The organism is Dulcicalothrix desertica PCC 7102, from assembly GCF_003991905.1.
In the GTDB taxonomy this organism is placed as follows: domain Bacteria; phylum Cyanobacteriota; class Cyanobacteriia; order Cyanobacteriales; family Nostocaceae; genus Dulcicalothrix; species Dulcicalothrix desertica.
The window spans coordinates 1-23,792 of record NZ_RSCL01000018.1; the positions used below are offsets into that span (position 1 = coordinate 1).

Sequence of the window (23,792 nt, forward strand, 5' to 3'; positions counted from 1 at the left end):
TCTAGACTACTTCTTAAGTCTAGTCTAAAATGTACAACATGTCTAGCATGTCTGATGATTTGTTGTCCTATCTTTTACTCCTCGCTATCGTTTTTCAACATTTATGATTTATCACGATATATCGTTATCGTTCTAAATAATCTATCGCGATATATCGAATTTGTCAAATCATGAATATAAATAGGGCGGGCAAGGATGCCCACCCCACAAGACAAACTGTTGATTATGCTCCTCGGTCGCGCGTTAGGTCATAAATAACTTTCTCTGCGTACCAGTTATTTGTCCGGTTTGGGTATTTGAACTTAGCTTGGTTCAAAAGTCTGTTTATTCCTTGTATATCTCTGTGTAGCAAAGTTAGAAGCTGCGTGCGAAGTTTACTACTTACTTGGTCAATCGTAATAATGTTACGGTCTTGTTGCTGCTGTTGACTTCGAGAATAACTGGCGCCAGTTTTATTAGTACTTTTATTCGCTTGTAAGGCGCCAACACCAAGACCAACGATAGCAGCAGCACTCAGTAACAGTCCAACTTGAGACGCTTGTTCAGCTTCGCGTGAAGTAGAACTCAAATTAGCTTCTCGAACAGGAGTTGTATTTAATGTTGCAGTAGCAAGTAAACTAGCCACAGCTGTCGCAGCCAAAATCTTTAAATTAGTCGATTGCTTAACAAGTTGATCAAATAATAGTTGCATATAGTTTATAACCAATAACTCATCCGTTACATCCGTTGCATCCGTTGCAAGCGTTGCCATATTTCTACTATGCTTAAAAATTATGACAAAATTATGTCATTATTAAAAATATCAAATTATCTCTAGCCAATAAAAAACACTGCTTTCGTGTTCTCCCCTTTCAACGATGTTTTACGGGCGAGTGAAGAATTTTGAGTAGCAGTTATTGGCGAAAGTTTAGCGAATAAGCGCGCGCAAAAATTTACCGACATGAGCTAGAGTGTTTTAAGTTATACATCTGTTTTCTCATGCCAGAGCTTAAAATGGCAAAGCAGGTATTACCTGAATTCAAAATATCTATAGGTATTATCGGAAAAAACTATCCAAAATCTATCTGAGTGTAGTTATGCTGATAGACCAAAGATAAAAATTACTTTATCTTAAGATTGTTTGTGATTTATTAATCAAATACATAGCCAATATCAGTGTATTAATGCCGATACGGTTGTCAAAGGCAGTATACAAATATAGTTAGTCCCCATTTGAGTATATATATTATTTATGGCATTATTAGATTCTGAATTTGGCAAGAAGGAGACACGTACTGTCGGGAACGGTCTTCAGTCATTATTTTTAATTATATTTACACTTGCCTCAATTACAGCAATGGGCGCCCGTCTAGCTCACTTGCAAGTGGTGGATGGCAAAAAGTACTCAGAGCGCGCGCAGTCAAATCGAATACGAGTTATTCCTAAACAACCAGAACGGGGTAACATTTTTGACCGTAACGGCAAACTGCTAGCAACAACTCGCTACCCACGTTCGGTGTACCTATGGCCTATGACCCATACAAAATCGGGTTGGGACGAAAAAATCGGGCCGCGTCTGTCTAAAATTCTAAATATGCCACAAGAAGAAATCGAGCAGAAACTCGAAGAAGCTGGCCCAAATTCTTCTACACTTGTGCGTATTGCTCGCGATTTGAGCATGGAAGAAGTTACTGCGCTCAAAGAATATCAGCATGAACTTCCTAACGTTGAGATTCACACCGAGGCAGTACGTTCTTACCCGCATAAGCACGAATTAGCTCACTTATTAGGATATACTCGTGAGTTAACGGCAGAACAACTCAAAAATAGGAAAAGTGAAGGTTATCGGCTTGGTGATGTAATTGGGCAAATGGGGGTTGAAAAAGCCTTTGAACAACACCTACGCGGAGAATGGGGTGGTCAAGAAGTCGAAGTTGATGGTCGTGGGCGCCCGCTCAAAACGCTAGGAGAAGTACAGGCAAAACAGGGTAAAGATTTACACTTAACTATTGATTTAGATGTTCAAAAAGCAGCCGAGAAAGCTTTGGGTGGTAGAAATGGCTCAATTGTGGTAATGAATCCAAACAATGGGTCTGTTTTAGCAATGGTTTCCCATCCCACATTTGACCCGAATGTTTTCTCAAAACACAAACCAAACCCAAAAGAATTACGAAATATTTTAGCAGGTGAAGGATATCCACTTGTAAATCGTGCGTTAAGTGCGTTTCCTCCTGCAAGTACCTTCAAAATTGTTACTACTGCTGCAGGCTTAGAATCGGGTAAATATAAATCGAATCTAATTTTACCAACATATGGGTCACTCAATATTGGCGGTGTAACATTTGGTGAATGGAACCATGCTGGGTTTGGACCATTGGGATGGAATGGTGCAATGGCAATGAGTAGCGATACCTTCTTTTACCAAATTGGTAGAGGTATAGGTGGTCAAATATTAATTGACTGGACGCGCAAATTTGGATTTGGTCAAAAAACCGGATTTGAATTTACAACCGAAGAGTCTAGAGGTTTAGTCCCAGATGAAAAATGGACGCTAAGAGCCTTAAAAATGCCTTGGACTATTGGACACACTATTAACATGACCATTGGTCAAGGCGCCTTGTTAACAACACCATTACAAGTAGCACGAATGTTTGCGGTGCCAGCTAACGGTGGTTATCTCGTGCAACCACATTTGTTCAAAGACAACGAAGATGCTAAAAAGTGGCGTAAATCAGTAGGAATGAAACCTGAAACAGTTAAAATTTTACAAGATGGTTTACGTAAAGTAATCACCGAAGGTACAGCAAAAGCGATGAATTCTCCAACAATACCCCCAATGGCTGGTAAAACAGGTACCGCAGAAGCTTGGAGAAAAGGCATAAAAGAGAACCACACATGGTTTGGCGGTTATGCTCCTGCGTCGAAACCAGAAATTTTAGTAGTTTCCTTTGTTGAACACTCTGGTGGTGGTGGTGGTAGCGTCGCGGCGCCGATGGCTTTACAAATTATGGAAGACTACTTCCAAAGAAAGTACCCTGGTAAATACAAAAAACCCGAAGTGAAGGAAGTAAAAACAAACTAATAACTGGCAACGGATACAACGGATTTAACGGATGAGTTATCCGTTACATCCGTTCATCATCCGTTGCCAATATTGTCGAACTGTTCTAATAGTTTCTCGACGCTGGCGTTATGGTCAATAAACGAAAATAAATGTCTATAGCGCAGTTTACCTTCTTTATCCAATACAAATTGTCCTGGTAACGGCGCCCCTAAAGCTTGCCCAGTTTGATACGTCCGAAATATTCTACAACTGGGGTCACTCAATAACGGCATTTTCAAACCTAAATCTTTAACTACGATTTGACTTTGCCTTTCATCGGTACTTGTTACCATTAATACTTCTATCCCACGATTGGTAAACTCCTCGTAATTCTCATTCAAAGCTTTGATGTGGGGAAAGCAAAACGGACAATACTGCTTTTCTGTAAAAATTCGAGTCAATGCTAGTAAAACAGGTTGCTTGTTACGATATTCTGACAACTTGACAACTTTACCGTTTTTCACATCCTGTAGCTGAAAGTCTGGTGTCAAAAAATTTATCAAAAGTTTGTCATATGCCGGAATGGGTAGAAAATTCCGTGCGAAACGCTCATTAAATAAACCCCTAAAATCTGTAGAAATCGCCATATTTATACTTAGTAAAGCATTCAACTTAATAGCAATGTACTAATTAAAAACCACAGTTAAACACGATTTGAGCGCAGTTGGTATTCCTTGACCTGTGAATTCTGCCCAATTTGGGTGAGAATAAAGCAAGAAACTATACGTGTTTACCTGTGGTTATTTCTATGATAATTCTAAAATTTTACTCCAATATCAAAAATGGAGCTAGGACAGGCGCCTACACACTCGCGAAGTAGACTTTGGACTTAACAGGGTCGGGGTTCATTGTCTTGTCACCAGGTTGCCAACCGGCAGGACAAACTTCATCGGGGTGCGACTGTACGTATTGAATTGCTTGTAGTGTTCGTAATGTTTCATCAACGCTACGACCAAATGCCAAGTTGTTGATAGTCGCGTGCTGAATTGTGCCATCTTTATCTATGATGAACAAACCACGCAATGCTACACCTGCCGCAGGGTCGAGAACATTGTAAGCTGTGCTGATTTCTTTTTTGATGTCAGAAACAAGCGGGTAGTTTAGGTCACCTACACCACCTGATTTACGGTCTGTTTGTATCCAAGCAAGGTGCGAAAATTCACTGTCAACTGAAACACCTAGTACTTCTGTGTTGACTTTCTTGAATTCTTCGTAACGGTCGCTGAATGCTGTAATCTCAGTTGGACAAACAAATGTAAAGTCTAAGGGGTAAAAGAATAGTACGACATACTTACCGCGATAGTCGGAAAGTTTTACTGTCTTAAATTCTTGGTCTAACACTGCTGTTGCTGTAAAGTCAGGAGCAGTTTGACCTACACGAATGCATTCTGTCATTTATTATTCTCCCTCATTGCTTACACATTTCTAATTAGCGCGCACAACTTTGGTGACTTTTGCACCAATGTTACGTTCTACGCTTTACTATTTAATTACGAACTGTTACAACTATATCATACTCATAACGATTTTGAGTAAATAATGTTAGATGATTTAGATAAGCGGGAATGGTTGTTAACTAACGGTTTGGGCAGTTTTGCGAGCGGGACAGTTACGGATATCCGCACCCGGACTTACCACGGGTGGTTTTTTGCTGCTTTAAAACCACCACTAGACCGCAGTTTACTGTTATCACATTTGGAAGCGAGTTTGGAGTTATTTGACCGTACTATACCTTTAGGTACAAACTACTGGGGAACGGGTGAGATTGAACCATCTGGATATAAGCTACTGCGTCATTTTAATATTAATCCGGTACCAACATGGGAATGGGGAGATGCAGATTGGCGCCTAACTAGACGTTTGTTAATGCCACATGAAACTAATCGCTTATTGATTCAATACTGTTATAACGGTGCAAAGCCTGCCATATTAAGGTTAAGGTTACTAATAGCCGACCGCGATTTTCATCGTCAGCAAAAACAGGCGCCATCTTTAAAGTTTATCGAAATGTTGGGAGTACAGCAAGTTTGTTTACAGGCAGACAATGGTGATATGGGTGTACCTTGGCATTTACGCTGGACGAGGGGAGAGTATAAGCAAGATGCTGTTTGGTACTGGAATTATAGTTTAAAAGAAGAAACCGCGCGTGGATTAGATGACAAGGAAGATTTATATAGTCCTGGTTATTTGAGTGTGGTAATGGAACCTGGAGATACTGTTACCCTGGAAACACGAGTTGGTTTTCCTGAAAGTTATCAAGATTACCTAACGGACGAAACTTTTGATAAAGCGGTAAGTGTCGAGCAACAACGCTTATTGGGAATAGGGGATAAAGAATTATTAAAAGCTTGTGACCAATTTATTGTTTATCATCAATATACTAATAGTCCAACAATCATGGCTGGATATCACTGGTTTGATGATTGGGGACGAGATGCTTTGATTGCGTTGCCAGGTTTATTGTTAGTTCCTAAGCGTTATGACCTTGCCAAGCAAATTTTAAATACTTTTGGTAATCATTGTCGTTATGGTTTAATAGCAAATCATTTACCTATTGCAGACGGTGAAGCACTATATAACAGTGTAGATGTATCGTTCTGGTGGATTGAAACACTCGGGTTATACCTTGAAGCAACACATGATTGGGAATTTTTAGCTTTACAATATCCAGTCGTACAGCAAATTTATAAAGCTTATATTGGTGGTACTCGCTACAATATACATGTGGATTCTACTGATGGATTAGTCAGTTGGGATAACCAAAGTGTACCATTAACTTGGATGGATGCGGTAGTTGACGGGCGCCCTGTTACGCCTCGTCGAGGTAAACCAGTGGAAGTAAATGCGCTGTGGTATTCTGTTTTGTGTTGGGCATCGCGATGGACAGAAATTCTTAGCGAATTACCCAACCTGCCAAATATAGATTATAAAAAACAAAGGCGCCTAGCGAAACAGTCAAGACGTTATGCAATGCAAGCAGAGTCAGTAAAAATATCACTGCAAAAATATTGGAATTCTAACTTGGGCTATCTTTACGACACAATAGAACCAGATGACCGTCGTAATTCTCAAATACGACCAAATGCCGTATTAGCATTATCATTTGCTCATTGTGGATTTACACAACTACAAGGGCAACAAATACTAGAAGTAGCACGTACACGTTTATTAACACCATATGGTCTTCGTAGTCTTGATCCACTAGACCCTGATTATATTGGTAAATACGCAGGCAATCAACAACAGCGTGATTATGCGTATCATCAAGGTACAGTATGGTGCTGGTTAATTGGTAGTTTTATTCGAGCTTGGCAAAGATTTCATCCAAATGAACCATTACGCTTTTCCTTTTCACCTTTACTCGAACACTTTACTTCTCAAGCATGTATTAATTCAATTTCAGAAATTTTCGATGGTGATGAACCATATACACCAAGAGGAGCAATAGCGCAAGCTAAATCTGTTGCTGAAGTCATGGGAAGTCTATATAAACGTCATCTTTAACTTAAACAAGCTAGTAGGTTGGGTTACACGAAGCAAAGGCAACATAATTATTAATATTACTAATACGTGGTGCCATTTAATTTGTACTTGTTCGTATACTTTGTCCTAGAAGTCTATAATTTGTGGAGATAATATAAAAAATCTTCTAGCGGTTCTAAACTAGTTAAAGGTAACTTTTCGCTCTCGACTGATTTAACAAAACCTAATATAGTAGCTTTAGAATTAACCTCATCTATCTCGACTCCTATATAACCAATACGGTCTTCTCTAACTTCTGTGGGAATATAACAAAAATCTTGACTCTTGAGTACAGGACGACATTCTAATAACCCTTTATCCTTAATAAATAAACCAGCAGTATCCATTAAGGGAGTTAAAATATTATTTAAAGCAGAACTTTTGGCAATATCAGTTTCTATATCAATGCACTGGCAGTAAAAGTCAACTGCAAGAACAGCTAAGGTATTAAAATATACTTGATTAGCTTTTGTTTGATTGCGGTGCTGTAGACTGATTTTTTGAGCATTTGCAATCATTCTACTATCGATAGGTATCGTGATTAGATGAGATTGTTTAGAATCCATTGCTGTCTCCATATCTTATTTACTCGCAAAGATACTGATTGAAATAAGGTGCAAACTTTTTACAAGACCTTTGGTAGAAACTGTAAATGGGTCCGTGTGTTGCTCCTATTTTAAATTCTTGAGCTATTTGTTCCCAAGATTTATCTTCCTCAATTTTCTTAAGTAAGATAGTTTGAAAGCTAGCATTGGGATTTCGATTAAACAACTCGTGTTGTAACAATCCTTCCGGGTCTTCTTTAATAAATGCTAGTAATTTTTCAGAAGGAAGAGGATTTAGTTCAGGAGAAATGTGAATATCATATATATTTACTTCATTTCCATCACCTGTATACGTGTAGATAGACATAATATCCCAATTAATCGAGTTAAAAGAGTTTATTTTTCGCTTTTTTAAAATAAATAAAAGCCATCCTATAATTGAACCTCTTGCTGGGTCATAATTGTGGATATTCTTACAAATATATAAGTAAGTATCCTGGAGAGCTTCTTCATAGACATAGTTTGATGCATCAGTTTGAGGTTTTGGTAGTTGGTCTATCTTTATAGTTAACTCACTAAAAAGTTTGGTCAATGCAATTTGCTTCTCTAACGATGCTTTATCCCTTGCTTTTTCATCTAGCGAACCATCAGACGCTTTGATTGCAGCTTGTTTTGCTAATATTGCTAGGTCTTCGAGAGTCATAGCGAAAATCCTCTTCTTTGTTCGTGTGATTGAGTTTCAGCCATAATCGCGCTTCTTCCACTCACAAAGATTTACATATCCACATAAATCATCTTGAGTAGCGATAAACTTGGTTTCCGTGTAGACACCTAGTTCCAAAACAAACTATTTCTCAGGGAAAGCTAGTTATGCACTATTCAAGAATTTGTTTTATATCTGTATATGTTGTTTGTCTCCACTCCTATAGTTGTTCTGGTCTATATATCTATTTCCAGGGTTAGAGGTGAGATTTATGCACGAACTCGAAAAAGCCTAAAATATTTACATTTTGTTACAAAAAGGGTTTTAGATTCTGAACAACCGCAACAATTACAAACAACTTATGTTTAATGAATATTGCTATAGTTGACAAAGAGGACTTTATTGCCATTCTCTGTCTTCAAGTTCACTAGTAGGTAACAATAAACTTGCTTCAATTTCCTGCTTGATAGCAGGTGTCACTTCACAATTGCTATTTAAGCAATCAAGCAGTAGCTGATTGGCGCCGTAGTAACGTTGCAGCACTTGTTGTTGCTCTTGGCTAAACTGCCAGCGGTGGCTAATATTACGATAATTAATGATTACCGTTTTTAACTGTTCAACCCAGACTTGGGAGTGTGTCTGCCACCAAACCTGAAATTTTTCTCGGTTTTGATTTGGATTCGGCAATTTCTGGCTAAGTTGTTGCAAGGCTTTATGAAGTCCGGCATCAAGAACAATACCCAAAATGTTCGAGAGAGCATCTCTACAGGCCTGTCCATAGGCAAAGTCCTGGCTGCTGTAGGTAGCACATTCCACCAGGTTATCTAACGCCGCATCCAGAAACATCCCCTGGTCAAGGGTGCAAGCAAGGGTAAAGTCAGAAGCGATGTGAGGAGTTTGGGCAAGGGCAAGGTAAAATGCACGGGCACTTGCAACCTTTGGTTGCTTAGGAGTAGTACTACATTTTTGGCTTGCCCACGTCAAGAATTCTTGTAGGTAAGGGTCTTGGGCGACTAGTGCATCAATGTGTTGCTTCATTAACTGTACTAAAGAGTCAGCACTCTTTAGCATAGCAGCGGTCAACAAGAATATTTCGCGCCAATGAGGATCACTGATGTGACTGACCAATCTTGCTAAAGCTTGCTCTAATGCTTGTAGGTTATGGCTAGCAACAATTTTTCTAGCCGTGAAGTATTCGTGAAATGCTAGATAAGAGAAGGAGAAAATTCCCTCTGCCCGTTCTGTGAGTAGCCCATGTTGAGACTCTATCGCTTTCAACACCGCTTTACTTTCCAGTTGCAGTTCCTCTGGATCGGTTGGCATCTCAGGTAAATTACGAATATAGTCACTAATGTATTGCTCAATAACGCGCTGCTCAAAGAAATATTGGCCCTCCTTAAAGGTTGCCGCTGCAATCTGACTAAACAACTTGAGCTTTTGTGGTAACAAAAACCCTCGATAAACGTTATCCCTTTCAACACCTCTAGCTTCATCCCATTTGCCTAAAAGAATATCTAGTCCTTGCTTGTAAAACTCAGTCCGCTTAGTTGGAAATTTTTCGTGACCGTCGAACACCCAACAGGCAAGATGCAGAAACAGGGGTGTGATAATAAGTTGCCGAAATTGCCAGTTTTCAGGTTCGTCCAGCTTCTGAATAAACTTAATAGACTGTGCTTGCCCATCTTGAGTGTTTGTTTTGGTAAATGCCACAAACCATTTTTTGGCAAAGCTAATGATTTGTTCTTGGGTAAATGGAGCAATTTCAACATCGGTAAAGCCTCGAAGCGCCAGTTTTCGAGCCGCCGTTCGACAGGTTGTTACAAACCTATTTTTGTGATATTTGTCCGAAAATCTGCGAATTTCTCTTAATACAGCATTACTTTCTTGATTAGTAACTTCATCCATGCCATCAAGCAACAGCAAAACTCTGCCTGCACCAAGTAGGGTTTCAATGATTGACGAGTCTTCTATTTTGGACGTGAGAAACTCCTGCGAGATATAGTTTAATAAGCTGAACTCACCGCGTCCCCGTAATTCTTCAGCAAAATTTCTTAGTACGATGAAAACAGGAATCTGGTTTGCTGCGAAGGCGCCGAGGTTACACTGAATAGCGAGATGTTGCAAAAAGGTGGTTTTACCTGCCCCAGTTTTACCCAGCACCCTGAGTTTGGAGAAGGTTTCGACTGCCCGCGTACCTGGTATTTGCTTCTGGTCAATCTCACCTTTGCCAAAGCGGTCAAATTCCTCGATATTAAAATTTTGTAGTTCAGATATTTCTAACCACTGTTGGCTAGCAATTTCCTCCAAAATATTGACATCAATATATATGTCATCTATCGCAACCGGATGACCGATATCTAGCAACTGCAAGATACCACACTGGTCTTGAATTATTTTCTGGCGTTTTGAGCGCACTTGTTGCACCAAGACATCAATATCTGAGACAGGAGTCTGAGGGACTTCTCCAGGATGGGACAATTTGGCAGGGGGATCAACAGCTATATCCTGCCAATTCAATTCCAATATTGAACAAATTTCTATAAATATATGACGCTCGACCGGGCGCCCAGAGAAAAACCGCCAAATGGGTTGTCTAGTCTTCAAACCAACTTCCCATGCTAAATTATCCTGAGTCCACCCCTTACTAGCAAACGCTCTTTTAGCGTGTTGAATTCCAATGTGTGATGCTTGGAGTGAGCGTTTGACCATAACATACAAAACTCATAATAAAAGCTTTTAACTTAAATTTTTATTAAAACTATAGATTTTATAGACTTTTTGATGTTATTGAAAATCCGCTCAATTTAAATCATACAAAAGTAATAGATCCATTCTAATTTCATCCAAATCAAACCATCCACAATTGAACTGTACTGATAATTCGAGGTACAGGCAGGAATACATTCTGTCTGAATACCCTATGGAGATTAACTTTTAAGCTTCTATGTATAAGTTAACGCTTATAAATGACAAGTAGTATTGAGATATTATTAATTTTTATAAACTTTTGTAATAAAATCAACCAATATCACTTTATTTCATACTCTTTATACTATTCTAAGCTTTGCCAAGACTTGATCTCAAACACCCATCTGTCATGCTGGAGGAGTATAAATTCATAGTTTCTCTATAAACACTGGTTAGCTCTTTAGAGCGACGACAGTAAATAATAATCTTATTACGATAAATATAAGAGAGCAATATTATAAAAAGTTAAAAATTTCAAATGAAGTTTTTATAGTAATACTTGCTACGTCTCAACCTGATTTAAAAACTTACATATGTTATCAAAACAAGAACATAAAATAGATATTATAGGTAATATTCCTTTTATCTCAATTCATATTATCAGCCTATTAATATTTTGGGTTGGTTTTAGTTGGGTTGCCCTTATTACATGTCTTAGCCTGTGGGTAATACGAATGTTTGGAATCACAGCAGGATACCACCGTTATTTTTCACATCGGGCTTATAAAACAACACGTTGGTTTCAGTTTATTCTTGCTGTTTTAGGCAGTTCCTCAGCTCAGTTAGGTCCACTCTGGTGGGCAGCACGTCATCGTCATCACCACCGCTTTGCAGATACAGAACAGGATGTCCATTCCCCCATTATCAATGGTTTCTGGTGGTCGCACGTAGGCTGGGTGATGTGTCCTAAATATTCTAAAACAGACGAACAGCAAGTGCGAGATTTAGCAAAATATCCAGAATTGAAGTGGTTAAACCGTTTTCATATAACTGTTCCCATCGGGCTAGCAGTCATTGTAACTGTAATTGGTATTTTGTTCCAATTATATGTTCCTCAGCTAAAAACAACTGCTTTACAGATGCTTGTATGGGGATTTTGTCTAAGTACTTTGCTGCTTTATCACACGACTTTTACAATTAACTCACTGGCTCACATCTTTGGTTATCGTAGTTTTAACACAACAGACAGTAGTCGCAATAATTGGTTTTTAGCTCTCATAACTCTCGGTGAAGGTTGGCATAATAATCATCATTATTATCCTGCTTCAGAACGACAAGGCTTTTACTGGTGGGAAATAGATGTTACCCATTACATCCTTAAACTACTTTCATGGCTAAGAATCGTTTGGGATTTAAAAACCCCTCCCAGAAAAGTCTATGACCTCAAAGCTATTAAAAATACTGAGTACTATCTTTAGGAATTCTCACACTTTTCCCCCTTACCCTCTTTGAATAACGTGTTTTGCTACCAAAAGCAAACATGGTTTCACTGCTGTACCTTTGGATGTTTTAGTTCTAACTTATACAAATTATACGTTTTCAAACGCTTGCTAAAACATGATTTCTAAGAGAATGTTTGAAAAGTCAGACAAGGTATAAATTGTCCCAAGATTAAAGCATATACTGAGATGCTACCCTCCGGGAAAACTGTGTTAACGTCCACGACTCATGACACAAAACAACACTTTTCAAACAACCTCTAATATCATGTCCGGTTGATTACCCATAATTACCCGTTTCGGTAGAGACGCGATTAATCGCGTCTCTACAATGATTTTATTATGGTTACGTTACCGGACATGATATAACAGCGAGGTGCTGAGGCGCCTTGCTTTTCCGTAGTTATATAGAGGCATTTTATACATAGTAAGTCTGAACATCTTATACATCATTTTTTATTATATTTTGCAATAAACATTGCAATTTTGTAATAATAGTGTTAAATTTAATTTATAGCAAAAAGCAAACCAAAAAGTAAAACTTATCAAAAGTTTAGTAATTGAAGAATTCGGTAGGCTGAACGACTACGCTATTGAATCTTTGCAGGACTTACGCATTTTTACGAAAAACTGTCATTCTTCGTTTCGCTAGCGAAGCAAAGAATCTCCGAGATACTTCGCTACACTCCGTTTCGCTCAGTATGACATTCTGGACTTTCTTGTTCCGACCTTTCTAAACGTAATTAAATTATACCTATAGTACGTATAGCAAAGAATTCAAATGAACAGCGAAGCACTTAACTATAAAACATAGCGAGTGCAGCATCGAGCTAACAGTTTTTATACTAATTAATTTACATTAGGCAAATATGGATCAAGCTACCAAACTAACTTTAGAGCAAGAATTTAGTCTTAGAAACTTTAGCGACAAAGTGCAGGAAATGTCCCGCGAACAAGCTCAAGAGTTCTTGGTTATGCAGTATAAGCATATGATGATTCGGGAAACGATGTTTCAAAATCTTTTAAAACAAGAGTGGAAATTAGATATGAATTTCGCCTCTTTGTAATCTAAAATTGCGAAGCAATTGGTAGAAACTGCTTATCACAAAGCTTTCGATACACACAAGCTTAACCGTTTCAAATAGATATAATTCAAACCTTTTAGGAATTAAAAAATGAGTATTATTACGAAGATGATTACGAATGCGGATGCTGAGGTTCGCTATTTTACTCCTGGAGAAATTGAGCAGATCAAAATCTTTGTTAAAAGTGGTGAGCGCCGTCTACTTTTAGTCCAGGCTTTAACTCAGGGTCGCGACCGCATTATTAAACAAGCTGCAAGCGAATTGTTCCAGAGGCGCCCAAGTCTTGTTTCTCCAGGTGGGAATGCTTACGGCAGCGAGATGACTGCCACCTGCCTACGGGATATGGATTACTACCTCCGCTTGATTACTTACAGTGTTGCGGTTGGAGATGTTACACCAATTGAAGAGATTGGAGTCATTGGTGTTCGTCAAATGTACAGATCTCTCGGTACCCCAATTGAGGGCGTTGCTGAAGGTGTCCGTGCTATGAAGAACATTGCCAGCTCGCTGTTGTCTTCCGAAGATGCTAGCGAAGTAGGAACTTACTTCGACTACCTAATTAATGCTCTCAATTAGGCAGACAACAGCCATGACTTGAAAAACCTACATAACCTTCTGAACCCAGTGAAATATCTGGGTTTTTTTGTATTCATCACATCAAGCTGGGTAAGCGCCATTTTAGACACATAAAATCTGTAATATTACTCAATGTTTCGCAACAATTGGGGATGATTATTAAGAATATTATCCTCACAAGTTCCTCAAATTATCTGCGTATAAACAGAGTTGTGAAGCGGATGAGCGATTATAAGTTAGTAATGGGGACTTCAAAATGTTTATGAGAACTGATATTTGGAATGTCCAAGAAACAGATTTTCCTGCAACTGGAACACCAGAGGAAAAACTCAAGTTTATTTTGAACTACGCAATATTGGCGCCTTCAAGTCACAATACCCAACCGTGGTGCTTTAAAATTGATTCAGGCGCCATATACCTACTTGCTGACCGCACTCGTGGTTTACCCGTTGCAGACCCAGATGGTCGGGAATTGATAATCAGTTGCGGAGCAGCGCTTTTTAACTTACGTATAGCCTTGCATCACTTTGGCTACACAGGTAAAATTAAGACTTTTCCTGACCCCACAAATCCAGATTTGCTAGCTTGTATCGAATTGGGTCATTCATCAGGGGAAACTACTGACGGAAAGTTACTGTTCCAAGCAATTAAAAAAAGACATACAAACAGACACGATTATCAAGATTGGAATGTTCCAGAAACACTGCTTAAAACTTTGCAGAAAGATGCAATATCTGAAGGTGCTAATTTACAAATTGTCAAAGGTGACATTCTGCGTGCTACCGTTACAGAGTTAATTGCACAAGGCGACCACTTGCAAATGGCAGACCCAAATTTTCGTAACGAATTAGCAACTTGGGTGCGTCCTAGTACCAGCAAAAGTCATGATGGTCTTCCAATTTATACTCATGGTATAGATGAACACTTTGAATTTGCTACGCCCTTGTTTGCTTTTGTCTTACGAACTCTGGATATGGGTTATTCAATTGCAGAACGTAGTCGGAAACTTTTAGAATGCTCACCTGCGATTGTAATTTTAACTACAGAATCTGATAAACCTGCCGATTGGCTAGCAGCTGGGCAAGCACTAGAACGGGTGTTATTAAGGGCACAAGTAGTTAAATTATTTGCATCTTTTTTGAATCAACCAGTTCAAGTACCAGAATTAAGAAGTCAACTGAGCAAGCTTCTTGGTGATAAAGGCTATCCACAAATTATGCTCCGTTTAGGGTTTGGGTTAGAAACGAAGCCAACACCAAGGCGAACAGTTGATGAGGTTGTATCTAATTGAAAAAATAAGCATAAAGCAAAGCCTTACCCTGCAACAGCAGTAATTACAGCACATCTTCAAAGTGAGGTATCTGTTATGAAAAAAGAAGCGATGGATTCTTTAGAAGTATTAGTTGATAAGTTTACATTAAGCGCCATTTTAGAGTTGCTAGAGCGAATATGCCATAAAAAGGCAGAAAACCTCAGAAATAATTGGGAAGACGAGACTTTGGCAAAATTATGGGAGAAAGCTGCAAGACAAATTGAACAAATAAATGTTGATATCTAGCTAAAAACAACACCATTCGCAGCAACGAGTTTCACAAGTTCCTCAAATTAAGTAGTTGGGTGGTAAGGCTAAATGTATACAGAATATAAAAATAGAGGGGTCAGAAAAATGATAGTCAAAATTCTACTTAGTATTGGTGTATTGCTAGCAAGCGCATTCCTCACTTTAGGTATTGTGCAAGTAAGGAACGACCAAGAAGTTAGTCGAATTTGGCAAGCACTTTCAACTTCACCTGACTTAAAAAATAATTTTACTAAAGAAATGGTTGCAGAATTACCCGCTCCCGTACAACGTTATTTTTTGCATTCCATTGCGCTAGGAACCCCTCTGGCTTCTGGAGTCAATCTAAAAATGAGTGGTAATTTTAGGCTTAGTCAAGACAAACCGTGGTTGCCAATGGTAGGTGAAGAGATTATTTCAGATAAAAAAGGATTTGTTTGGAAAGCAGCCATTGGTAGCCCTCTTTCACAAATGCGAGGAAGTGATTACTATATTAATGGTTTGGGTCGAATGCGGTTTTCGCTTTGGGGGTTAGTTCCCTTCGTAAATGTCCAAAATCCTGATACTAACCGCTCTGCAATTGGACGATTAGCTGGAGAAATGGTATGGCTACCTTCTGGTTTGCTACCACAGCGCAGTGTAAGTTGGAAGGCAATTGATGAGAACACTATTCAAGCTAGTTTAAAGATTGACGGTGAACCAGTAACGCTGACACTCTTTATAGACTCAAACGGTAAGCTGCTGAAGTTATCTTTCCCACGTTGGGGAGAACAGAAAGAAGATGGTACTTACACTTACATTCCCTTTGGTGGAGAAATTCAGCAAGAACAAACATTTGCAGGATATACAATTCCATCCCAGGTTAGTTTGGGCTGGTGGTTTGCTCGATACCATTACTCAGAGTTTTTCCGTGCCACAATTGAGCAAGCCAAGTTTAACTAAACAATCTAATAACTTATTATTTGACCAAGGTAGGAGCAGTGATAATATGGGTTGTTATTTGTAGTGAGTGGATTAAAGTGTTATGAATTATGCAATTTTCAATTGCTTGCTGTAAGCCAAGTTTATGCTTTGTTTCCAAAGAGCAAGGTAGACTGACATCAACTTGGAAATTATCTAGATGCGCGACAGGTCTAATCGATTTATCAGCATTCACCGTAATGCTAAGACCCGAAGAATCAATGTTTCTGCTTTGCAAATATTTAACTCCATACAAACCAATACAACTACCAAGTGACGCCAATAACCACTCTGGTGGAGTCATTCCCTTATCTTCACCACCATTTTCTTCTGGTTGGTCGCCAATTATATAATGATTTCTAGCTGTCGCTTTGAACTGTAGCTGACCTTCATAATTAATTTTAACTTGCATAAAACCCTCCAAATAATTATTAATGAAGGAAATCGTAAGCAGCAATAAGCTAGCGTTGCAGGGATTATAGAGTATAAGCTTTACTTACCCCTACTTTGAGTTATAGGCAAATATTTTGAGGAACTTGTGAGGAAAGTTAGATTCGGGATAGAAAGATTGGCAACGGATGATGAACGGATGTAACGGATAAGTGATTTTAAATAATTAGACTCTGCTTATAACCAAAAACTCATCCGTTGTATCCGTTGCAAAAAAAGCTGAGATTGAAAAAGTATCAATTTATTGCAAAAATGTAACATTGAGGGGTTTGTGAGGGAAAATAGAATTATAATCAAGTAGCGAAAAAATATCATGATTTACAAGAAAATTTTGGTTGCTCTCGATAAATCTTCACAAACTTGCATTGTCTTTGAAGAAGCATTAGGAATGGCTCAGAAGTACGGAAGCCAGTTAATGTTCTTTCATTGCATCAATAGCAATAAACTAAATGAGCCGTTTTTATCTGTTGGCACTATTGGAGATGTTGATATGTACGGTGCTTTGCACAAACAGTACCAACAAAACTTACTTCACGAAATTCAACAAGTTGATATTTGGCTAGAAAGTTGCTGCCAGCAAGCCAATATCAAAAAAATTCCCGCACAATTTAAGCATGGATTTGGAGAAGCTGGTAAACAGATTTGCAGTTTAGCAGAGTCATGGGGTGCGGATTTAATTATATTAGGTCGCAGAGGGCACAGAGGGATTACAGAAATTTTGCTTGGTAGCGTCAGTAGTTATGTTCTTCATCACGCTCCTGCAAGCGTGTTGGTTGTACAAGAACAGATATTCACAAAGCATAAAAAATTTGTGATGACAACATCAACTCAAGCTGAAATGTGAAGTTTTTATAAGTTTACGTAAATTTTATGTTAACAGTTGTTAAAAGTTAAGGGGGAAAGGTGCTATTTCAAACAGTACAGTTATGAAACTCAACCAAAAGATAGCGGTAACAACTTCCGGAGTTGCTCTAGGTTTTGCTGCAATAAAAGTCAGCCCAGTATATGCTATTACTCGAACTGTTGATTTTACCATTACTGACGTTACTCAAACTGCTGCCTACGGAGGACCACCATTAGTTATAGAACAACCGCTTTCAGGTTTTTATAGCTTTGATGACCAATCAACACCCGTTGTAGTTCCTCCTGCGTCGCTTAATCTCTCTTTATTTCCTTTAACAGATTTTGGGTTTAATTTAAATGGGCGCCAGTTTTCGATTGAAGACATAAGCGGGTATGGCGGTACAGCAACAGACTTATTTATCAGCGGTTCTAAAGCGGAAGGGAATAATGTAGTAACAAATTTTTCTATTTTTGCGATTCCTAGACCAGGTTTTGCTGAACCTCGTTTTAATGGTTTTGCCCAAAGAGGTTCTTTTTTATATTCTTTAGAAGGCAAACCTCAGCTTCAAGTACGAACTACACCTGTGTCGGTTGCTGAACCAGCAACTTTAGCTAGTATATGTATCTTTGGACTTACTACTATATTTATTAAAAGAAAGATTGCATCAAATAATTAATGAAAGTCCTATTTGGTTGGGAACTAGGAGGAGGACAAGGGCACATTCAACGTCTTGTGGTGCTGGCAAGGGAACTTGAAATCTATGGATTCGAGCCAGTCTTTGCGCTCAAATCCTACAATATTAAAGCGACAAGTTTTCCCTGGCAGATTGTCTTTGCTCCTCGCTTACCCTTTACTGGCAGGTCAGAATCTTACACATTTGCCGACATTTTAGAAACGTTTGGTTTTGGTAATTCTAATTTACTAAAATCGCATATCTTAGCATGGCAAGCGATTATAAAAGAGGTCAAGCCAAGTTTAATTATTACTGACCATGCTCCTGGATTAGTACTAGCAGCAAAAAATATTGTGCCTACAATTGTTACAGGAGATGCTTTTACAGTACCGCCACCAGTTGAGATTTTTCCAAACCTAAGAATTCCGGCGCCACTCGAATCACAACATCGTCAAGAGCAAGTTAGTAAAACAGTTAAGCAAATTCTTCAATATTCGGCGCCTTTAGGACAAATTCTTAATGGTGACACTAGTTTTATTTTTGGTATCCCTGAACTAGACCCATATCAGCATTTACGAACTCTGAACCAATACTTGAGTGTACACGTTACACCTATTCCAAACAATTTATATAAAAGTGATGGTCATGCTTGGGCTTATTTGTACGATGACTATCCACACCGCAGTTTAGTTTTGAATACTCTCAAACCACAATGCGATTTTCAACCTTTAACAAAAGTACTAGCTGGAAAATCCCTTGCAATTCATCATGGAAGTTCAACAACTGCTATTACTTGTTTACTAGCGGGTATTCCTCAATTACTACTTCCCAAGCACTTGGAACACCAACTTAATACGGTTTCACTGTCTGGGTTAGGGGTAGCGAAGACAATTAACAATCCAACATGGGAAATTTTAGTAGCGAAAAGAGCGCAAGCTTACTTACTTGCAGAAAATGCTTTGCTCCAAGCTGAAAAACTTGCACATTGGAATCAAAACTTTATATCCGTTTTTGTCAAAACTTGTCTGAAATTTTTGAAATAACAGTTGGGTTGCTCACAAGTTCCTCAAGATTTTGTTTTAAGGTGAAATTATAGTATTAGTACTGATGTGAGTACAGGTTATCCAAGCGTGCCAGGTGTGATTGGTAATGGTATGAATGTAGCCAAATTAATAACTAGAGAATCTGTGCGTAAAATAAAAGATGTACCAAAGTCATTGGTGGCGCCTCATCTTTAGTAGAATTTGGCAAGATAAGTTACCCAAAATAAAGCGATAAAATAGTTAGTAATTTCTAAAAATGATAGATGAGGATAAACTATGCTAGTTCAAACTCAATCTGTAAAGTTGGTCAATACCACTGATATGCCAGTTTTAGAACTAGGTGCTTGTGGGGAGGCTGTGAAATTTTTGCAAGTGCTACTTGTCGCTTATGGATTTTTGACTCGCGATTTCGTTAGCGATGAGTTTAACGGTAGAACAGAGCTATCAGTCAAAAATTTTCAAACCGTTCATCGTTTGTATGTGGATGGTATTGTTGGAAGCCAAACATGGCAAAAGTTAGCAGAGCTTGCAACTGAACACCATTATTAAATTAGAATGAAACTAACTGAATTCTCTGCTTTACGAGCAAACATCGCCGCCATTTTACTAATAGGTTGATATCATTCATCGTTAATAAGCGTAAGTACTTTTGGCTGAAAACGCTTGACCTCCACAGAACTGATTTCGGCTCCTTCTTGAGCGATATCTTCAATGTATCCAAATTGAGATACTTTTGCAGCCGATTCAGTTATGAAAGGACCAAAATAGTAAGTGCAATGAGGGTTATTAGTAACTACCTTTAGCCACCATGCTAATCTTAATTGTTCTAATAAAGATACAGTAATGTTTTCAGCAGTTTCTAAAATATTCACAGTTTTTCTCCACAAATTGTTTTTCTAAGTAATTGGTAAAGTGTAGATTTAGATAGTCTTTTAGACTAATGATAGCGTTTGCAAACAAGTTCGGTTTGAGTTTGCTAATTGTAAGTGATGCTTAAACCATTGATTCGCTAATCTCGCAGTTTCTTCTAATGTTCCGGGTTCTTCAAACTTGTGGGATGCATTTGGGATAACTTCAAGCCGTTTATCATGGGCTGGAATTTGTAACAATGCATCTTCATTCATGGTAATAGTTGGGTAATCTTCGCCACCTACAATCAGTAATGTAGGCGCCTGCAAATACGTAAGGTCAGAACCGATTAAGTATGTATAGGCACTACGCGCAACAACCGAGCAAACTTTCGTTCGTTGTGCTGCTGCTAATAGAGCCGCTCCGCCTAGGGCACTGGCGCCAAAGTAACCTATTTTAAGATTACAAGTCATCGCATTTTCCGCCAGCCAATCAGTTATGCCTACAAGTCGCGTTGCTAGATGTAGGATATTACAACGAAAATGTTTGCTCCGTTGGTCGAGTCGGTCTTCTTCTTCCGTTAGCAAATGGATTAATATTGTTGCCCAACCAGCTTGGCGTAAGAGATGAGCAAGATAACGGAGTCGATGTTCGTACTTAATACTACTTTTGGCGCTTGGAATTACAACTATTCCCTGTGCGTCTTCAGGAATTACTAACTCGCCTTCTAGTTTGACTTGACCTAACTGGACAGTGATGATTTGCTCTTCTACTTCAAATGCTTGTTTTTTATACACAAAAATTCCTCCAATTTCTTAATTATTACGGTTCTCTTACGGAATCGTTATATTTATTTCGCCACATTCCGAACTAGACAAGTTATGTTTAAGCCTAAACAACAAAATTGAGGAACTTGTGAAGATAATTTGCTATTACAATGCACGGATTTTATAAACGATGTGGGGATTACTGTATTTAATTTGTAATAAAATTGACAATCCTCACAACTTCCTCAAACTTTTCACATAATCTGACAATACAGTATTCATGAGGGGTAGTAACATGGAAACTACTAGAATGATTGAGTTGATCGGCTTTTTGCAGAAAGACCTGGCAATTCCAGCATCGGATTTGCAATTGGCATTACGGCACCCAGAGCAAACCCCTAGTTCCTTACCAATGATTTTATGGCAGTATGGTTTGGTAACTTTAAGTCAATTAGACCAAATTTTTGACTGGTTGCAGAGGAGCTTTTGAAGTTAACAATTTTTATAAAACTTAAGTACTATCACCTATGAAAAGTTCCTCAACCGACATCATTATTATTGGTGCAGGCATTGCTGGACTGGCAGCAGGTTGCTATGCCCAAATGAATGGTTATCGTACCCAAATTTTTGAGATGCACAACTTGCCTGGTGGTTTATGTACCGCATGGAAGCGCAAAGGTTATGTATTTGATGGCTGTATTCACTATCTATTTGGCTCTGGAAAAAACCAGCCGTTTTATCAAATGTGGGAGGAACTAGGTGCAGTTCAGGGTCGGCAGTTTGTCCATCACGATGAGTTTATGCGGATTGTGGCGCCGGATGGCAAAACTCTAATTGTCTATAGTGATCCCGACCGACTCGAACGGCATATGTTAAGTCTCTCACCGAGTGACAAAAGGCTGATAAAGGAATTTTGTGCGGGTATCTGGGATTTTACCGACTTTGATATGTCCTTACTCCAGCAAAAGCCAAAAGTTTTGATGAATCCTGTTGACTGGGTTCGTTTGAGTTGGAAAATGCTACCGTTTGTTGGATTACTTAATAAATGGGGGAAAATCTCGGCATCTGAATTTGGCAATCACTTCCAAGACCCCTTTTTACGTTGTGCAATCCCACAAATGTTTGCTTGGAAAGACATTCCGATGATGGTCGGTATGTCGCTGTTAGCATATACATTTAACAAAAACGCTGGGTTTCCAGTAGGCGCCTCATTAGAATTTGCGCGCGCTATTGAAAAGCGCTATTTAGATAATGGTGGTGAAATTCATTATTGTTCCCAAGTCGAGCGCGTTCTTGTGGAAAACGACCAGGCTGTGGGAGTGCGGTTGTATAGCAATGAAGAATATTATGCTGACCGTATCATTTCTGCTTGTGACGGGCGCGGTACAATTTTTGACTTGCTAGGAGGTAAGTATCTCAATCGCCAAATAAAAAAACTCTATGATGGTCATCTACCGTTACACTCACAACTTCAGGTTTCTCTTGGCTTAAATCGCGATTTATCTTCTAAACCTCACTGGGTTACTTACTTGTTAGAGCAACCAATAGTCATTGCTGGCGAGGAACGTTACGAAATTGGTGTCAAGCACTATTGCTTCGATCCTTCCCTAGCTCCTGCGGGTAAATCAGTAGTTATCGTGATGCTAAATACACCCTACGATTACTGGCAGCGCATTTATGGACGGTCTATATATGATGCTGAACAAATACAAGAATCGCATATTCTCATCAATCAATTGGAGAAATTTTACCCTGATATTAAAGCTGACATTGAATTTATAGATGTGGCTACACCCCTTAGTTATGAACGCTACACTGGTAATTGGCAAGGTTCAAACTGTGGCTGGTTGTTAACAAAAAAGACGATGTTTCAGATGGTCGCTGGTATAGACAAGACGCTGCCAGGTTTGGATAATTTTTATATGATTGGGCAATGGGTTGAACCTGGTGGTAGTGTGCCAGTAGTTGCAATGTCGGGACGTAATATAATTCAGCAAATTTGCCATGAGGACAAAAAGGTATTTATAACTACAACCCTTGATTCTAAAATTGTTAAGTCAAAAGCAATATAGTAATTGTTAAGTTTTGTCAATTATTTTAGTTGCTGATTCTATTATTATAAATTGTAAATTTTGTCAATCAAGAATAATACTTTTATTAGAAAATGAGTCAAAATAATAATATATAAAAAATAGGCATATCCTCAGACACTTCAAGCTACCTTTTGAGGAAGGAAGGTAAGTATGAATAATAAAATTTCTTGGAAAACACCGTTCGTGGTTGTACAAGTTTTTCTCACTACAGCGACACTAATAGCAGCCTTTGCTAGCCCCGCCTTTGCCGCACCAAAAGTTGAAATTGTCGGCGCCGGCTACGGTGGCAGTGGTTGTCCTGGAGGTTCCGCGAATGTTACCGTTAGCCCAGATGGTCAAGAGCTAACTATTCTATTCGATAAGTTTATGGCTCTTGGAAATAACTCTAGAGAAAGCCGCAAAAGCTGTAACTTGACTATTCCAATCAAAGTACCTCAAGGCTATCAAATTTCCCTTTATGATGCTGATTATCGAGGCTATGTTGCTCCTAAAACCATTGGGCAACTAAGAGCAGAGTATTTCTTCGCTGGTGGACGTGGGCCTGTTTTTTCGCGGAAATTCAATGGTGAAACGCAGTACAACGTTCGAGACAGTTTAGCAACGGTTGCTGATGTCTGGTCGCGCTGTGGCGACAGTTTGAACATGCGGGTAAATGCTGCGATGTCGGCTAGTGGTCAAGGTATGGCTACTGTTGACTCCTTCGATCTCGCACACCGAGGTTTGATTTATCATATCAAATATCGTACCTGCCCTAGTAATTAGTAAAATTCAGATGATTTATCAGTATGTTTACTAACTATTGAGTTAATCAATAGTTAGTAAATGGCTAAAAATGATGAATTTCAGAATTATTAC

25 protein-coding genes are annotated in these 23,792 nt (G+C 38.8%); 16 read left to right on the top strand and 9 right to left on the bottom strand.

Annotated elements, in window-relative coordinates:
- Nucleotides 1-223: 223 nt before the first annotated feature.
- Nucleotides 224-751 carry a hypothetical protein gene (locus DSM106972_RS32320; protein ID WP_127084545.1) on the bottom strand — a complete coding sequence of 176 codons (528 nt, stop codon included), beginning with the start codon at nt 749-751 and terminating at the stop codon, nt 224-226.
- Between the two features lie 480 nt (nt 752-1,231).
- Between DSM106972_RS32320 and mrdA the strand changes: the two genes are divergently transcribed.
- On the top strand, nt 1,232-3,061 hold the full coding sequence (gene mrdA / locus DSM106972_RS32325; protein ID WP_127084546.1) for a penicillin-binding protein 2: 1,830 nt from the start codon (nt 1,232-1,234) through the stop codon (nt 3,059-3,061).
- Nucleotides 3,062-3,117: 56 nt separating this feature from the next.
- Here the strand turns inward: mrdA and DSM106972_RS32330 are convergent, their stop codons facing one another.
- Together DSM106972_RS32330 and DSM106972_RS32335 are read right to left on the bottom strand one after the other, a co-directional pair.
- The gene (locus DSM106972_RS32330) at nt 3,118-3,669 is read right to left on the bottom strand and encodes a peroxiredoxin family protein (RefSeq protein WP_127084547.1); all 552 of its coding nucleotides are present in this window, start codon (nt 3,667-3,669) and stop codon (nt 3,118-3,120) included.
- Nucleotides 3,670-3,883: 214 nt separating this feature from the next.
- Nucleotides 3,884-4,477 (bottom strand): peroxiredoxin, encoded by a 594-nt coding sequence (locus tag DSM106972_RS32335; RefSeq protein WP_019489078.1) that lies wholly within the window; start codon nt 4,475-4,477, stop codon nt 3,884-3,886.
- Nucleotides 4,478-4,621: 144 nt separating this feature from the next.
- Here DSM106972_RS32335 and glgX point away from each other — a divergent pair, with 144 nt between their 5' ends.
- Nucleotides 4,622-6,586 carry a glycogen debranching enzyme GlgX gene (gene glgX / locus DSM106972_RS32340; protein ID WP_127084548.1) on the top strand — a complete coding sequence of 655 codons (1,965 nt, stop codon included), beginning with the start codon at nt 4,622-4,624 and terminating at the stop codon, nt 6,584-6,586.
- A 113-nt stretch (nt 6,587-6,699) separates the two neighbouring features.
- On the opposite strand, the gene DSM106972_RS32345 is transcribed toward glgX, so the two are convergent.
- From DSM106972_RS32345 to DSM106972_RS32355, 3 genes are all read right to left on the bottom strand, one after another.
- A complete protein-coding gene (locus DSM106972_RS32345; protein WP_127084549.1) occupies nt 6,700-7,170 on the bottom strand; it encodes a DUF1822 family protein in 471 nt (156 codons plus the stop codon).
- Between the two features lie 19 nt (nt 7,171-7,189).
- On the bottom strand, nt 7,190-7,852 hold the full coding sequence (locus DSM106972_RS32350) for a hypothetical protein (RefSeq protein WP_127084550.1): 663 nt from the start codon (nt 7,850-7,852) through the stop codon (nt 7,190-7,192).
- A 399-nt stretch (nt 7,853-8,251) separates the two neighbouring features.
- Entirely contained in the window at nt 8,252-10,561 is a 2,310-nt protein-coding gene (locus DSM106972_RS32355) for an NACHT domain-containing protein (protein WP_127084551.1), read from the bottom strand.
- 572 nt (nt 10,562-11,133) lie between these two features.
- Between DSM106972_RS32355 and DSM106972_RS32360 the strand changes: the two genes are divergently transcribed.
- The 6 genes from DSM106972_RS32360 to DSM106972_RS32385 all read left to right on the top strand — a co-directional run bounded on the left by DSM106972_RS32360 (nt 11,134) and on the right by DSM106972_RS32385 (nt 16,200).
- On the top strand, nt 11,134-12,018 hold the full coding sequence (locus DSM106972_RS32360) for an acyl-CoA desaturase (protein WP_127084552.1): 885 nt from the start codon (nt 11,134-11,136) through the stop codon (nt 12,016-12,018).
- Between the two features lie 890 nt (nt 12,019-12,908).
- Nucleotides 12,909-13,106, top strand: coding sequence for an NblA/ycf18 family protein (locus DSM106972_RS32365; RefSeq protein WP_127084553.1), 198 nt, complete (start codon nt 12,909-12,911; stop codon nt 13,104-13,106).
- A 108-nt stretch (nt 13,107-13,214) separates the two neighbouring features.
- Entirely contained in the window at nt 13,215-13,700 is a 486-nt protein-coding gene (apcA, locus tag DSM106972_RS32370; protein ID WP_127084554.1) for an allophycocyanin subunit alpha, read from the top strand.
- Nucleotides 13,701-13,956: 256 nt separating this feature from the next.
- Complete coding sequence (locus tag DSM106972_RS32375) at nt 13,957-14,991, top strand: Acg family FMN-binding oxidoreductase (protein WP_127084555.1); 1,035 nt, start codon at nt 13,957-13,959, stop codon at nt 14,989-14,991.
- Between the two features lie 75 nt (nt 14,992-15,066).
- Entirely contained in the window at nt 15,067-15,258 is a 192-nt protein-coding gene (locus tag DSM106972_RS32380) for a hypothetical protein (RefSeq protein ID WP_127084556.1), read from the top strand.
- Between the two features lie 108 nt (nt 15,259-15,366).
- The gene (locus DSM106972_RS32385) at nt 15,367-16,200 is read left to right on the top strand and encodes a DUF6920 family protein (protein ID WP_127084557.1); all 834 of its coding nucleotides are present in this window, start codon (nt 15,367-15,369) and stop codon (nt 16,198-16,200) included.
- 16 nt (nt 16,201-16,216) lie between these two features.
- Here DSM106972_RS32385 and DSM106972_RS32390 read toward each other — a convergent pair whose 3' ends face one another.
- A complete protein-coding gene (locus DSM106972_RS32390) occupies nt 16,217-16,630 on the bottom strand; it encodes an OsmC family protein (RefSeq protein ID WP_127084558.1) in 414 nt (137 codons plus the stop codon).
- 351 nt (nt 16,631-16,981) lie between these two features.
- Here DSM106972_RS32390 and DSM106972_RS32395 point away from each other — a divergent pair, with 351 nt between their 5' ends.
- The 5 genes from DSM106972_RS32395 to DSM106972_RS32410 all read left to right on the top strand — a co-directional run bounded on the left by DSM106972_RS32395 (nt 16,982) and on the right by DSM106972_RS32410 (nt 19,777).
- Nucleotides 16,982-17,512 (top strand): universal stress protein, encoded by a 531-nt coding sequence (locus tag DSM106972_RS32395; RefSeq protein WP_127084559.1) that lies wholly within the window; start codon nt 16,982-16,984, stop codon nt 17,510-17,512.
- 82 nt (nt 17,513-17,594) lie between these two features.
- Nucleotides 17,595-18,188 (top strand): hypothetical protein, encoded by a 594-nt coding sequence (locus tag DSM106972_RS32400; RefSeq protein ID WP_127084560.1) that lies wholly within the window; start codon nt 17,595-17,597, stop codon nt 18,186-18,188.
- Nucleotides 18,188-19,228 (top strand): glycosyltransferase family protein, encoded by a 1,041-nt coding sequence (locus tag DSM106972_RS32405; protein WP_127084561.1) that lies wholly within the window; start codon nt 18,188-18,190, stop codon nt 19,226-19,228. The genes DSM106972_RS32400 and DSM106972_RS32405 overlap by 1 nt, the downstream gene beginning before the upstream one ends.
- Nucleotides 19,229-19,294: 66 nt before the next feature.
- On the top strand, nt 19,295-19,423 hold the full coding sequence (locus DSM106972_RS55060; RefSeq protein WP_267901189.1) for a hypothetical protein: 129 nt from the start codon (nt 19,295-19,297) through the stop codon (nt 19,421-19,423).
- 81 nt (nt 19,424-19,504) lie between these two features.
- Nucleotides 19,505-19,777, top strand: coding sequence for a peptidoglycan-binding domain-containing protein (locus DSM106972_RS32410; RefSeq protein ID WP_127084562.1), 273 nt, complete (start codon nt 19,505-19,507; stop codon nt 19,775-19,777).
- A 71-nt stretch (nt 19,778-19,848) separates the two neighbouring features.
- Here the strand turns inward: DSM106972_RS32410 and DSM106972_RS32415 are convergent, their stop codons facing one another.
- Both DSM106972_RS32415 and DSM106972_RS32420 read right to left on the bottom strand, forming a co-directional pair.
- On the bottom strand, nt 19,849-20,100 hold the full coding sequence (locus tag DSM106972_RS32415) for a DUF1816 domain-containing protein (RefSeq protein ID WP_201800816.1): 252 nt from the start codon (nt 20,098-20,100) through the stop codon (nt 19,849-19,851).
- A 60-nt stretch (nt 20,101-20,160) separates the two neighbouring features.
- Nucleotides 20,161-20,874 (bottom strand): dienelactone hydrolase family protein, encoded by a 714-nt coding sequence (locus DSM106972_RS32420; protein WP_127084563.1) that lies wholly within the window; start codon nt 20,872-20,874, stop codon nt 20,161-20,163.
- A gap of 265 nt (nt 20,875-21,139) precedes the next feature.
- On the opposite strand from DSM106972_RS32420, the gene DSM106972_RS32425 reads away from it, so the two are divergent.
- The 3 genes from DSM106972_RS32425 (at nt 21,140) to DSM106972_RS32435 (ending at nt 23,699) form a co-directional block, all read left to right on the top strand.
- Nucleotides 21,140-21,334, top strand: coding sequence for a DUF2949 domain-containing protein (locus DSM106972_RS32425; protein ID WP_127084564.1), 195 nt, complete (start codon nt 21,140-21,142; stop codon nt 21,332-21,334).
- 37 nt (nt 21,335-21,371) lie between these two features.
- The gene (locus tag DSM106972_RS32430; protein ID WP_127084565.1) at nt 21,372-22,916 is read left to right on the top strand and encodes a phytoene desaturase family protein; all 1,545 of its coding nucleotides are present in this window, start codon (nt 21,372-21,374) and stop codon (nt 22,914-22,916) included.
- Nucleotides 22,917-23,087: 171 nt separating this feature from the next.
- A complete protein-coding gene (locus DSM106972_RS32435; protein WP_127084566.1) occupies nt 23,088-23,699 on the top strand; it encodes a DUF4360 domain-containing protein in 612 nt (203 codons plus the stop codon).
- Nucleotides 23,700-23,792 lie beyond the last annotated feature (93 nt).